The sequence below is a fragment of the Pseudonocardia spirodelae genome (genome assembly GCF_037727765.1).
Classification (GTDB): Bacteria; Actinomycetota; Actinomycetes; order Mycobacteriales; family Pseudonocardiaceae; genus Pseudonocardia; species Pseudonocardia spirodelae.
Map to the genome: position 1 here is coordinate 232,861 of NZ_JBBJUP010000003.1, position 12,426 is coordinate 245,286.

General features: G+C 73.1%; 10 protein-coding genes and 3 tRNA genes. 3 read left to right on the plus strand and 10 right to left on the minus strand.

The features are described 5' to 3' along the window. Positions 1–61 precede the first annotated feature (61 nt). A complete protein-coding gene (locus WJX68_RS05150; protein ID WP_340286483.1) occupies positions 62–1,816 on the plus strand; it encodes an Hsp70 family protein in 1,755 nt (584 codons plus the stop codon). 146 nt (positions 1,817–1,962) lie between these two features. Here WJX68_RS05150 and WJX68_RS05155 read toward each other — a convergent pair. From WJX68_RS05155 to gltX, 4 genes are all read right to left on the minus strand, one after another. Continuing rightward, a tRNA-Glu gene (locus WJX68_RS05155) sits at positions 1,963–2,035 on the minus strand. A gap of 45 nt (positions 2,036–2,080) precedes the next feature. Continuing rightward, a tRNA-Glu gene (locus tag WJX68_RS05160) sits at positions 2,081–2,156 on the minus strand. Between the two features lie 57 nt (positions 2,157–2,213). Beyond that, positions 2,214–2,285 (minus strand) — tRNA-Gln (locus tag WJX68_RS05165). Positions 2,286–2,340: 55 nt separating this feature from the next. Beyond that, positions 2,341–3,819, minus strand: a complete 1,479-nt coding sequence (gltX, locus tag WJX68_RS05170; protein ID WP_340286484.1) for a glutamate--tRNA ligase — start codon at positions 3,817–3,819, stop codon at positions 2,341–2,343. Positions 3,820–3,950: 131 nt separating this feature from the next. Between gltX and WJX68_RS05175 the strand changes: the two genes are divergently transcribed. Next, positions 3,951–4,259, plus strand: coding sequence for an EthD family reductase (locus WJX68_RS05175; RefSeq protein ID WP_340286485.1), 309 nt, complete (start codon positions 3,951–3,953; stop codon positions 4,257–4,259). 59 nt (positions 4,260–4,318) lie between these two features. Here WJX68_RS05175 and WJX68_RS05180 read toward each other — a convergent pair whose 3' ends face one another. Further along, a complete protein-coding gene (locus WJX68_RS05180) occupies positions 4,319–5,359 on the minus strand; it encodes a 3-isopropylmalate dehydrogenase (protein ID WP_340286486.1) in 1,041 nt (346 codons plus the stop codon). 245 nt (positions 5,360–5,604) lie between these two features. Between WJX68_RS05180 and WJX68_RS05185 the strand changes: the two genes are divergently transcribed. Then, complete coding sequence (locus tag WJX68_RS05185; RefSeq protein ID WP_340286488.1) at positions 5,605–6,639, plus strand: LLM class flavin-dependent oxidoreductase; 1,035 nt, start codon at positions 5,605–5,607, stop codon at positions 6,637–6,639. A gap of 13 nt (positions 6,640–6,652) precedes the next feature. Here WJX68_RS05185 and WJX68_RS05190 read toward each other — a convergent pair whose 3' ends face one another. The 5 genes from WJX68_RS05190 to WJX68_RS05210 form a co-directional block, all read right to left on the minus strand. Further along, on the minus strand, positions 6,653–6,913 hold the full coding sequence (locus WJX68_RS05190) for a hypothetical protein (RefSeq protein WP_340286489.1): 261 nt from the start codon (positions 6,911–6,913) through the stop codon (positions 6,653–6,655). Positions 6,914–6,993: 80 nt separating this feature from the next. After that, positions 6,994–8,604 (minus strand): phosphoglycerate dehydrogenase, encoded by a 1,611-nt coding sequence (gene serA / locus WJX68_RS05195; RefSeq protein ID WP_340286491.1) that lies wholly within the window; start codon positions 8,602–8,604, stop codon positions 6,994–6,996. 267 nt (positions 8,605–8,871) lie between these two features. After that, positions 8,872–9,876: a ketol-acid reductoisomerase gene (gene ilvC, locus WJX68_RS05200; protein WP_340286493.1), complete on the minus strand. Its 1,005-nt coding sequence runs from the start codon at positions 9,874–9,876 to the stop codon at positions 8,872–8,874. A 52-nt stretch (positions 9,877–9,928) separates the two neighbouring features. Beyond that, positions 9,929–10,438 carry an acetolactate synthase small subunit gene (gene ilvN, locus WJX68_RS05205; RefSeq protein WP_062397155.1) on the minus strand — a complete coding sequence of 170 codons (510 nt, stop codon included), beginning with the start codon at positions 10,436–10,438 and terminating at the stop codon, positions 9,929–9,931. Next, entirely contained in the window at positions 10,435–12,231 is a 1,797-nt protein-coding gene (locus tag WJX68_RS05210) for an acetolactate synthase large subunit (protein WP_422785659.1), read from the minus strand. The genes ilvN and WJX68_RS05210 overlap by 4 nt, the downstream gene beginning before the upstream one ends. Between the last annotated feature and the right edge of the window lie 195 nt (positions 12,232–12,426).

Sequence of the window (12,426 nt, forward strand, 5' to 3'; positions counted from 1 at the left end):
CGTGTGGTGGTCCGGCACCGGGCCGGGCCCCTTCGGGAGTGGTCTGCATACCGGGGAGACGATGGGTTACCTGCTGGGCATCGACGTCGGGACGACCAGGACGGCCGCCGCAGTCATCCGCTCCGGCACCACCGAGATGGTCACTCTCGGTGATCATTCGGTCGACATCCCGTCCGTGGTGTACGCGGCGCCCGACGGCGGCCTGCTGTTCGGCGAGGCCGCCGAACGCCGCGCGCTGACCGAGCCCGACCGCGTCGCCCGGGAGTTCAAGCGCCGCATCGGCGACCCGACGCCGATCCCGCTGGGCGAGCAGGCGTTCGCCCCCGAGCAGCTGTCCGCGCTGCTCGCCGAGCACGTCGTCGACATCGTCGCCCGCACCGAGGGCGGCGTCCCGGACCGCGTCGCGGTGACCCACCCCGCCTCGTGGGGCAGCCACAAGTGCGACCTGTTCGCCGCCGCGCTGGCCGAACGCGGCCTGACGGTCACCTTCCTCACCGAGCCGCAGGCCGCCGCCCTGCACTACGCGACGAACGAGCGCGTCGAGCCGGGCGCGACGGTCGCCGTCTACGACCTGGGCGGCGGCACGTTCGACGCCGCCGTCGTCCGCAAGGAGAGCGCCGGGTTCACGCTGCTCGGGCGCCCCGAGGGCGTCGAGCAGCTCGGGGGCGCCGACTTCGACCAGGCCGTCGTCGACCACGTCCGCGACGCCGTCCCGCAGGCCTTCGAGGGCCTCGACGAGTCCGACCCGAACGTCCTGTCCGCGATGGCCCGGCTGCGCCGCGACTGCCGCGAGGCCAAGGAGGGGCTCTCCGCCGACACCGAGGTGTCGATCCCGGTGTGGCTCGGCGAGGTCCGTACGACGGTGCGGCTGCACCGCAGCGACTTCGAGGAGCGCATCCGCCCGCGGGTCGAGGAGTCGGTCGAGGCCCTGACGCGGGCCATCGCCTCGGCCGGGCTGGCCGCGTCCGGGCCGTCGGTCGTGCTGCTCGTCGGCGGGTCCTCGCGGGTGCCGCTGGTCGCCGAGCTGGTGTCCTCCGGCCTGGGCCGGCCCGTGCAGGTCGACGCCGACCCGAAGAACGCCATCGCCAAGGGTGCCGTCGCCGCGCTCGGCCCGGACGCCGTCGGCGGCTCCGGTCCGCTCGCCCCGGTGTCGGCGAGCGGCGGGATCGCCCTCGCGCCGGACCCGGGCCCGCTGCCGTGGGAGACGCCCGACCCGGTCACCGACCGGATGCCGACCGGCGACACCCGCACGGCCTACCTCGACGCCGACCGCACCGCCTACCTCGACGGCGCCCGTGCCGACCCGCCCACCGACCGGTTCCCGGCCGTGCCCGCGATGCCGATGGGGCACGAGGGCACCGCCGTGCACGGCTACGGCGGCTACGACTCCTACGACGACGCCACCACGCTGGCCCCCGGCGGCGGCACCGCACCGGCACGCCGCTCCCCCGCGCTGCTCATCGGCGCCGGCGGGGTCGTCGCGGCGCTGGCCGTGCTGGGGACGGTGTTCTTCTGGCCGCAGGACCGGACGATCAGCAACGCGACCCCCGAGCTGCCCGCGATGCCGACGACGACCGCGGCCCCGCCGCCGACCACCGTCGTCGACGACCCGGTCCAGGCTCCGCGGACGACCCGGGAGCGCCCCGACCCGGTCCCGACGACGACGGACGCCCCGGCCCCGATCCCGCCGCCCGTGGTGACGACCCCGTCGGACCCGCCGGACCCGTCGACCGATCCGTCGACGCCGCCGTCCTCCCCGTCGTCGCCTCCCTCGTCGCCGCCGTCGTCGCCGAACGAGAACCCGCCGCCGCCCTGATCCCGGGACCGCCTGGAGATCATCGGTCGGGGAGCGTGGAGCCCGCCTGACGCGCGCCCCGCTCCCCGACCGATGATCACGCCGGCGCGCGACCGGCCCCGGACACGACGAAGGCCCCACTCCGTGTGGAGCGGGGCCTTCGTGAGTAGTCCCGACGGGATTTGAACCCGCGCTACCGCCTTGAGAGGGCGGCGTCCTAGGCCGCTAGACGACGGGACCAGGACATCGGCTCGATCTCGTGATCGGACTCCGCGAGGGGGTCCGTGGTAGTCCCGACGGGATTTGAACCCGCGCTACCGCCTTGAGAGGGCGGCGTCCTAGGCCGCTAGACGACGGGACCTGGACGAGACCGTGCCGATTGTCAGAAATCAGATCTCGAAGGAGATCGCGATTTCCGCTGGGGTACCAGGACTCGAACCTAGACTAACTGAACCAGAATCAGTCGTGCTGCCAATTACACCATACCCCATCGAAAAGCGGGCCCCGTTCCGGAGCGAGGCCCGCTCTCCGTTGATGTACGTACTCTAACCCATGCCCTGGGAGCGCCTGACACCGGCCCCCAGCCGGGCGAGCGACCGCTCGCGGCCCAGGAGCTCCATGCTCTCGTACAGCGGCGGGGACACCGTGCGGCCGCTGATGGCCACCCGGACCGGGGCGAACGCCTTCCGCGGCTTGAGCTCCAGCCCGTCGACGAGCGAGGTCTTCAGCGACTCCTCGATCGCGGCCGCCGACCATTCCGGCAGGTCCGTGAGCCCGGCCACGGCCGCCTCGAGCACCGGGGCCGCGTCGGCACCGAGGTTCTTCGCGGCGGCGTCGGGGTCGGGGGCGAAGGTGTCCTCGTCGCGGAACAGGAACGCCAGCATCCGGGCCGCGTCGGACAGCACCTGGCTGCGCTCCTGCACCAGCGGCGCGGCGGCGGCGAGCACGGCGCGGTCGGGGTCGGTGACGCCCTCGGCCGCGAGGTGGGGCAGGAGGCGCTCGGCGAAGTCCCCGGGCTCCAGCATCCGCAGGTGCGCGGCGTTGATGGCCTCGGCCTTCTTCAGGTCGAAGCGGGCGGCGTTGCCGGAGACGCGGGAGACGTCGAAGGCGGCCACCATCTCGTCGAGGGAGAAGACGTCGCGGTCCTCGGCGATCGACCACCCGAGCAGCGCCAGGTAGTTGAGCAGCCCCTCGGGCACGAAGCCGCGGTCGCGGTAGTGGAACAGGTTCGACTGCGGGTCGCGCTTGGAGAGCTTGCGGTTGCCCTCGCCGGTGACCAGCGGGAGGTGGCCGTAGACGAAGGGGCCGTTGCCGATGCCGACCCGCTGCAGGGCCTCGAGCAGCGCGATCTGGCGCGGGGTGGAGGCGAGCAGGTCCTCGCCGCGCAGGACGTGCGTGATCTCCATCAGCGCGTCGTCGACCGGGTTGGTCAGCGGGTAGAGCGGCGTGCCGTCACCGCGGGCGAGCACGAAGTCCGGCACCTGGCCGGCCCGGAACGTGATCTCGCCCCGGACCAGGTCGGTGAAGGTGATGTCGTGGTCGGGCATCCGCAGCCGGTAGACCGGGGCGCGGCCCTCGGCGCGGAACGCGGCCCGCTGCTCGTCGGTGAGGTCGCGGTCGGCGTTGTCGTAGCCGAGCTTGGGGTCGCGCCCGGCGGCCCGGTGGCGGGCCTCGATCTCCTCGGCGGAGGAGAAGGACTCGTAGACCTCGCCGCCCTCGACGAGCCGGCGCAGGGCGTCGGCGTAGATCCCGCCGCGCTCGCTCTGCCGGTACGGGCCGTGCGGGCCGCCCTTCTCGACGCCCTCGTCCCAGTCCAGGCCCAGCCAGCCCAGCGCGTCGAGCAGTGCGCGGTAGGACTCGTCGGAGTCGCGGGAGGCGTCGGTGTCCTCGATCCGGAACACCATCGCCCCGCCGTGGTGACGGGCGTGGGCCCAGTTGAACAGGGCGGTGCGGATGAGGCCGACGTGCGGGGTACCGGTCGGGGACGGCGAGAACCGCACCCGGACCTGGGCTGGAGTACTCATGGTGGGCCCAGCCTAGCCAGCCCGCGCCGACCCTCCGGAGGGGTAGTGCACGACAGGCTCACGTGGGCCAGGGTGGAGGGTGCCGCGGCGCAGCGAGGCGCCGCTCGACGATGCATCGGGAGGGAACACCCGTGTTCCAGCTGACCGCCCTGTACAACCACCCCGAGGACGCCGCCGCGTTCGACAAGCACTACGACGAGGTGCACGCACCGCTGGCGAAGAAGATCCCCGGGCTGCAGCGCTTCACCGTCTCGCGCCCGGCCGCGGGTCCCGACGGCGCGCAGCCGCCGTACCACCTCGTCGCCGTCCTGGAGTTCCCGGACGCGTCGGCGTTCCAGGCCGGCATGGGCGGCGCCGAGGGGCAGGCCGCCGTCGCCGACCTCGACAACTTCGCCGGGGCCGGGGTCACCCTGCTGACCGGGCCGACGAACCAGGTCTGACCCCCGTACGACGAGGGGCGGCCACCGGGTCCGGTGGCCGCCCCTTCGTCGTGTCCGGGTCAGTTCGTCGCGACCTCGCGGCTGGACACCAGAGCGGCCAACCGGTCACCGATCGAGGATGTGTTGCCGGTCGCCGCGTGGTCGCGGGTGGCCAGGTCGAACGCGACCGCGGCCTCGATCCGGCGGGCCGAGTCGGACTGGCCCATGTGGTCGAGCAGCAGCGCGACCGACAGGATCGCCGCCGTCGGGTCGGCGATGCCCTGCCCGGCGATGTCCGGCGCGGAGCCGTGCACCGGCTCGAACATCGACGGGTTGGTCCGGCTGGCGTCGATGTTGCCGCTGGCCGCGAGGCCGATGCCGCCGGTGACCGCGGCCGCCAGGTCGGTGAGGATGTCGCCGAACAGGTTGTCGGTGACGATCACGTCGTACCGGCCCGGGTCGGTGACCAGGTGGATCGTGGTCGAGTCGACGTGCTGGTAGGCCACCGACACCTCGGGGTACTCCAGCGACACCTCCTCCACGATCCGCGACCACAGCGCACCGGCGAAGGTCAGCACGTTGGTCTTGTGGACCAGCGTCAGGTGCTTCTTCGGGCGCCGCTGGGCGCGCGCGAACGCGTCCCGGACGACCCGCTCGATGCCGAACGCGGTGTTCTGGCTGACCTCGGTCGCGATCTCGTGCGGGGTGTCCTTGCGGAGCAGGCCGCCGGTGCCCACGTACGGGCCCTCGGTGCCCTCGCGCACGACCACCAGGTCGATCTCCGGGTTGCCGGCCAGCGGGCCGCGCACCCCCGGGTAGAGCCGCGCCGGGCGCAGGTTCACGTGGTGGTCGAGCTCGAACCGCAGACGCAGCAGCAGGCCCCGCTCGAGGATGCCGCTGGGCACCGACGGGTCGCCGACCGCGCCCAGCAGGATCGCGTCGTGCTGCTTGATCTCGGTCAGCACGGTCTCCGGGAGCAGCTCGCCGGTGGAGTGCCACCGGGCGGCGCCGAGGTCGTACTCGGTCGTCTCCACGTCGCGGGCGACCTCACCGAGGACCTTCAGTGCCTCGTTGATCACTTCCGGGCCGATGCCGTCACCGGGGATGACCGCAAGGCGCATGACCTCGTCCTCTCGTCGTACTGCTGGGCGCACGCTACCGCCTGCCGACGCAGGGTCATCGTTCGGCCACCCGGTGGGGTGGTCACGTCCGGGTGAGCCGTGCGCCCCGCGCGGTCGGAGTACCCGCGACACACGGCCGTTCCGGGGATCCGGGTCCGTCCCGCGGGGTGGGACGGGCGGCGCCGCCGTCACCCGTCCGGGGGGTCCGCGCGGAAGAAGCACGGCCGCCCGGGCGTTGAGCGGGCGTGCCCACGCCTGACCGGCCGCTGCGCCGTCTCGGTTTCCTCACCATCGGCTCCTTCGAGGGCGACGACCCGCGGCCCGGCCACGAGACGACGCTGGAGATGATCGCGCTCGGCGAGCGGCTGGGCTACGACAGCGCCTTCGTCCGGCACCGGCACCTGCAGTTCGGGATCTCCTCCCCGGTCGCGGTGCTGGCGGCGGCGACGCAGCGGACGTCGCGGATCGAGCTGGGGACGGCCGTCGTCCCGCTCGGCTGGGAGAACCCGCTGCGCCTGGCCGAGGACCTCGCGACCGTCGACGTCCTGTCCGGCGGCCGGCCGAACCCCGGCGTCTCGGTGGGCCCCCCGATGCGGTGGGACGACGTGCGCGCCGCCCTCTACCCCGACACCGCCGAGGTCGAGGACTTCGGTCGCGAGCGGGTGGCGCGGCTGCTGCGGTTCGTCCGCGGGGAGCCGGCGAGCGCGTTCTCCGGGACCGTCGGGATCGAGACGTTCTCCGACCGGGTGCAGCCGCACTCCCCCGGTCTGGCGGGCCGCATGTGGTACGGCGCGGGCAGCGAGTCCTCCGCCGTCTGGGCCGGTGGGCAGGGGCTGAACCTGCTGACCAGCAACGTGGTGCGCGCCCCCTCCGGCGGGGAGGGCTCCGGCGCGGCGGGGACCGGCTTCGCCGAGATCCAGGCCCGCCAGATCCGCGCGTACCGGGCGGCGCACCCGGCCGGACGGGTGTCGCAGGGCCTCGTCGTCGTCCCCACCGACTCCGCGACGCGCGCCCAGCGCGAGCGCTACGCCGCCTACGCCCGCGGGCGCGACGCGCGGGTCGGCGTCCCGCAGGGCCCGGCCGGGCTGCTGTTCGCCCGCGACCTCGTCGGCACCTCCGCCGAGATCGCCGAGCGGCTGTGGTCCGACGCCGGTTTCCGCGAGGTCGACGAGGCGGTGTTCGCGCTGCCCTTCGGCTTCCCGCACGAGGACTACCTGCAGATCGTCACCGACATCGCCGGCGCGCTCGGCCCGGCGCTGGGCTGGGCGCCACGCGGCTGAGCCCGCCGGGCGGTCAGTGCCCGCCGCCGGGCAGCGCGCGGCGCGCCCGCAGCCGCGCCGGCACCTCGAACAGCGCGACGAGCGCGGCGAGCACCACGAGCATGCCCGGGCCGACCGTCATCGTCGCCGACGGCGGGCCGGTCACGATGGCCATGACCGACACGACGTAGGGGACGCCGATCGACAGGCCGGTGACGAAGCCGATGCCCAGCAGCACCAGACACGCCACACCGACCGCCGTCACGGCCAGGGCCACGGCGCGCACCCAGCTCATCACCGACCTCCTCCGCGGGCGAGCAGACACGATCCCACGCCGCGACGCGCCCCGCATCCGCCCGCGGGAGGAGGTCGCGCTCAGTCGTCGAAGGAGATGAGGCGGATCGTGCGCGCGCCGACCGACGCGCCGATCGGCTCCAGCACGGCCGGGTCGATCTGGCGGTCCACCCGCAGCAGCATGATGGCGTCGGTGCCGTCGGTGGTCTGCGAGATCTGCGCGGCCTCGATGTTCACCGCGGCCTCGCCGAGCAGCGACCCGACCCGGCCCATCACGCCCGGGCGGTCGGCGTACTCCAGCAGCACGACCTCGCCCTCGGCACGCAGGTCGAAGTGCCGCCCGTTGATCTCGACGAGCTTCTGCACCTCGGCCCGGCCGGTCAGGGTGCCGGACACGGTGACCTTCTCGCCGTCGGGCATCGCCCCGCGCAGCTGCACGACGCTGCGGTGGTTCGCGCTCTCCGGCGAGGTCGTGATCTCGACGCCGACACCGCGCTCCTCGGCGAGCTGCGGCACGTTGACGAAGGTGACCTGGTCCTCGACGACGTGGGTGAACACCCCGCGCAGCGCGGCGAGGCCGAGCACCTGGACGTCCTCGTTCGCGAGCTCGCCCGCGACGTCGACGGTGACCGAGGTCGGGGTGCGCCCGGCGACGGCGTGCAGGGTGGTGCCGAGCTTCTGCACCAGCGTCAGCCAGGGGCGCACCTCCTCGCCGACGGCGCCGTGGATCTGCACGTTGACGGCGTCGGGCACGAACTCCCCGGCCAGCGCCAGCTGCACCGAGCGGGCGACGTCGGTGCCCGCGCGGTCCTGCGCCTCGGCGGTGGAGGCGCCCAGGTGCGGGGTGACGACGACGTTCTCCAGCTCGAACAGCGGGCCGGCGGTGGTGGGCTCGGTGACGTAGACGTCGATGCCGGCGCCCCCGACGTGCCCGGAGCGGACGGCCTCGGCCAGTGCGTCCTCGTCGACCAGACCGCCGCGCGCGGCGTTGACCACGAGCACGCCCGGCTTCGTCAGTGCCAGCTGGTCCTTGCCGATGAGCCCGAGGGTCTCCGGGGTCTTCGGCAGGTGCACGGTGATCATGTCGGCGGTGCGCAGCAGGTCGTCGAGGCCCATCAGCTCGATGCCGAGCTGCGCGGCGCGCGACGGCGCGATGTAGGGGTCGTAGGCGACCAGCGTCATCCCGAACGCGGCCAGGCGCTGCGCGACGAGCTGGCCGATCTTGCCGAGCCCGACGATCCCGGCGGTCTTGCCGTTGAGCTCCACGCCGCCGTAGGACGAGCGCTTCCACTCCCCCGCGCGCAGGCTCGCGTCGGCGGCCGGGATGTGGCGCGCCGTGGCCAGCAGCAGCGCGACCGCGTGCTCGGCGGCGGAGACGATGTTCGAGGTCGGGGCGTTGACGACCATGACCCCGCGGGCGGTGGCCGCCGCGACGTCGACGTTGTCCAGGCCGACCCCGGCGCGCGCGACGACCTTGAGCCGGACGGCCGCGGCGAGCGCCTCGGCGTCGACGGTGGTGGCCGACCGGACCAGCAGCGCGTCGGCGTCGGCGAGCGCCGCCAGGAGCGCGGGGCGGTCGGTGCCGTCGACGTGGCGGATCTCGACGCCGTCGCCGAGCAGGTCGACCGCGGAGGGCGCGAGCTTCTCCGCGAGCAGGACGACGGGACGGTGGTCGGTGGCTGCGGTGCTCACGGTGTGCGAGTGCTCCCCGGGTCGGTGCGCGAACGCCGACCATCCTAGGACCGCGGGCGCCCGCACGGGCCCGCACGCGCGTCGCGCGTCGGTGCGCGGTACCCCGCACCGGGCCCGGACGCGCGGAACCCCCGCCCGATGGTGACGGGCGGGGGTTCCACGATGCCTGCTCCGGGTGGGTGCGCCCGGCGGCCAGGCAGGCACGGACCGACTGGGTCCGTGGGCCCTCAGTGTGCCGGACGGCGCCGGCGGTGGATCATGCGGAGGTCACTTGGCCTTCTCGCCGACCCAGCTCATCAGGCCGCGCAGCTTCTCGCCGACGACCTCGATGGGGTGCTCGGAACCCTGCTGCTGCAGCTTGGTGTAGTTCGCGCGGCCGGCCTCGTCCTCGGCGACCCACTCGCGGGCGAAGGTGCCGTCCTGGATCTCGCCGAGGATCTTCTGCATCTCGGTCTTCACCGCCGGCGTGATGACGCGCGGCCCGCGGGTCAGGTCGCCGTACTCGGCGGTGTCGGAGATGGAGAAGCGCTCGTTGGCGATGCCGCCCTCGTACATGAGGTCGACGATCAGCTTGAGCTCGTGCAGGCACTCGAAGTAGGCGATCTCCGGGGCGTAGCCCGCCTCGGTCAGCACCTCGAAGCCGGTCTGGACGAGCGCGGCGGCACCGCCGCAGAGCACGGCCTGCTCACCGAACAGGTCGGTCTCGGTCTCCTCCTTGAAGGTGGTCTCGATGACGCCCGCGCGGGCGCCGCCGATCCCGGCCGCGTAGGAGAGCGCGAGCGCCTTGGCGTTGCCCGAGGCGTCCTGCTCGACGGCGATCAGGGCGGGGACGCCCTTGCCGTCGACGAACTGGCGGCGGACCAGGTGGCCCGGGCCCTTCGGCGCGACCATGGCCACGTCCACGTTCGCCGGGGGCTTGATCAGCTCGTAGCGGATGTTGAAGCCGTGGCCGAAGAACAGCGCGTCGCCGTCCTTGAGGTTGGGCTCGATGTCCTGGGAGTAGATGAAGCGCTGCTTGGTGTCCGGCGCCAGGACCATGATCACGTCGGCCCAGGCCGAGACCTCGGCCGGCGTGCCGACCTCGAGGCCCTCGTCGGCGGCCTTCTGCCGGGACTTCGACCCCTCGGGCAGACCGATCTTCACCTCGACCCCGGAGTCGCGCAGCGACAGCGAGTGCGCGTGCCCCTGGGAGCCGTAGCCGATCACGGCGACCTTGCGGCCCTGGATGATCGACAGGTCGGCGTCGGCGTCGTAGTAGATGTTGACACTCATGGCTCTGGGACGGTTCCTCTCAGGGGGTGTGTAGCTGAACTGCGCGGTCTGTCTAACGGACGGCCGCGGCGGTGATGGACCGGGGCCCGCGGCCGACGGCCACCATCCCGGACTTCACCATCTCGCGGATCCCGTAGGGCTCCAGCATCCGCAGGAGCGCGTTGAGCTTGTCGGCCGAACCGGTGGCCTCGACCGTGACGGCCTCCGGGGAGACGTCGACGACCTTGGCGCGGAACAGCTGCACGGTCTCGACGACCTGGCTGCGCACCGTCGCGTCGGCCCGCACCTTGACCAGGAGCAGCTCGCGCTGCACCGAGGCGTCCGGCTCCAGCTCGACGATCTTGATGACGTGCACCAGCTTGTTGAGCTGCTTGGTGACCTGCTCCATCGGGAGCTCGTCCACCTCGACGACGATCGTCATGCGCGACACGTCGGGGTGCTCGGTCGGGCCGACCGCGAGCGAGTTGATGTTGAACCCGCGCCGCGAGAACAGCCCGGAGACCCGGGCCAGGACACCCGGCTTGTCCTCGACCAGGACGGAGAGGGTGTGGAGCTCGCTCACTTCTCGCCCTCCAGGGCCTGCTCGGTCACGCCGGAGACCTCGTCGACCGACGCCGCCAGCTCGTCGTTGTCGAACTCCGGCCGGATGTCGCGCGAGACCTTGATCTCGTCGTTGCTGGTGCCCGCGGCGACCATCGGCCACACCTGGGCGTCGGCGCCCACGACGAACTCGACCACGACCGGCCGGTCGTTGATCTCCATCGCCTGGTGGATGATGCGGTCGACGTCCTCCTTCGACTCGACCCGCAGGCCCACGCAGCCCATGGCCTCGGCCAGCATCGGGAAGTCCGGGATGCGCAGCTTGTGGGTCTTGAGGTCGGTGTTGGAGTACCGCTCGCCGTAGAACAGGTTCTGCCACTGCCGGACCATGCCGAGGTTGCCGTTGTTGATGACGGCGACCTTGATCGGTATGCCCTCGATGGCGCAGGTGGCGAGTTCCTGGTTGGTCATCTGGAAGCAGCCGTCGCCGTCGATGCACCAGACGACGGTGTCCGGCTCGCCGACCTTGGCGCCCATCGCGGCCGGGACCGCGTAGCCCATGGTCCCGAGCCCGCCGGAGTTCAGCCAGGTCCGCGGCTTCTCGTAGCGGACGAACTGCGCGGCCCACATCTGGTGCTGGCCGACGCCCGCGGCGTAGATCGCGTCCGGGCCGGCGATGGCGCCGATCCGCTCGATGACGTACTCCGGCGACAGCGCGCCGTCGGCCGGCTCGTCGTAGCCGAGCGGGTAGCGCTCGCGCAGCCCGCCGACCTGCTTCCACCAGGCCGTCAGGTCCGGCTCGCCGTGCTCCTCGCGGTCGGCGCGCACCGCCTCGACGAGGTCGGTGAGCACCTCCTTGCAGTCGCCGACGATCGGCACGTCGGCGCGGCGGTTCTTGGAGATCTCGGCCGGGTCGATGTCGGCGTGGACGACCTTCGCGTGCGGCGCGAAGCTCTCCAGCTTCCCGGTGACCCGGTCGTCGAACCGGGAGCCGAGCGCGACGAGCAGGTCGGCCCGCTGCATCGCCGCGACGGCGGCGACGGTCCCGTGCATGCCGGGCATGCCCAGGTGCAGCGGGTGGCTGTCCGGGAACACACCGCGCGCCATCAGGGTGGTGACGACGGGCGCGCCGGTCAGCTCGGCCAGCTCCTTGAGCTCCGCGGCGGCCTCGGCCTTGAGGACGCCGCCGCCGACGTAGAGCACCGGCTTGGACGACTCGCGGATGAGCCGGGCGGCCTCGCGGATCTGCTTGCCGTGCGGCCGGGTCGTCGGCCGGTAGCCGGGCAGCTGCAGCTCCGGGGGCCAGGAGAACGTGGTCTGCTCCTGCAGCACGTCCTTCGGGATGTCCACCAGGACCGGGCCGGGCCGGCCGGTGGCCGCCAGGTGGAAGGCCTCGGCGATCGCGCGCGGGATCTCCGTCGCGTCGGTCACCAGCATGTTGTGCTTGGTCACCGGCATGGTGATGCCGGTGATGTCGGCCTCCTGGAAGGCGTCGGTGCCGATCAGCGGGCGGGTCTGCTGACCCGTGATCGCGACCATCGGCACCGAGTCCATGTGGGCGTCGGCGATCGGGGTGACCAGGTTGGTCGCCCCGGGGCCCGACGTCGCCATGCAGACCCCGACCTTGCCGGTGGCCTGCGCGTAGCCGGTCGCGGCGTGCCCGGCGCCCTGCTCGTGACGGACGAGGATGTGGCGCACCTTCGTCGAGTCCAGCAGGGGGTCGTAGGCGGGCAGGATGGTGCCGCCGGGGAGCCCGAAGACGACCTCGCAGCCGATCTCCTCGAGCGAGCGCACCAGGGACTGGGCGCCGGTCATGGGCTCGTCCACGATGCGCGGGCCGGGCACGGTGGTCTCACCGGCCGCCGGGGCCGCGCTGCGGGACGCGCCGGCGGCCGCGGACCGGCCGGGGGGCGGGCCCGGCTTCGGGCCGGGCGAACCGGACTTGGAGGGGGCGGTGGTCATCTGGGTCTGCCTCGCTGGAGATCGTGTCGATCAGATGCCGGACATGGA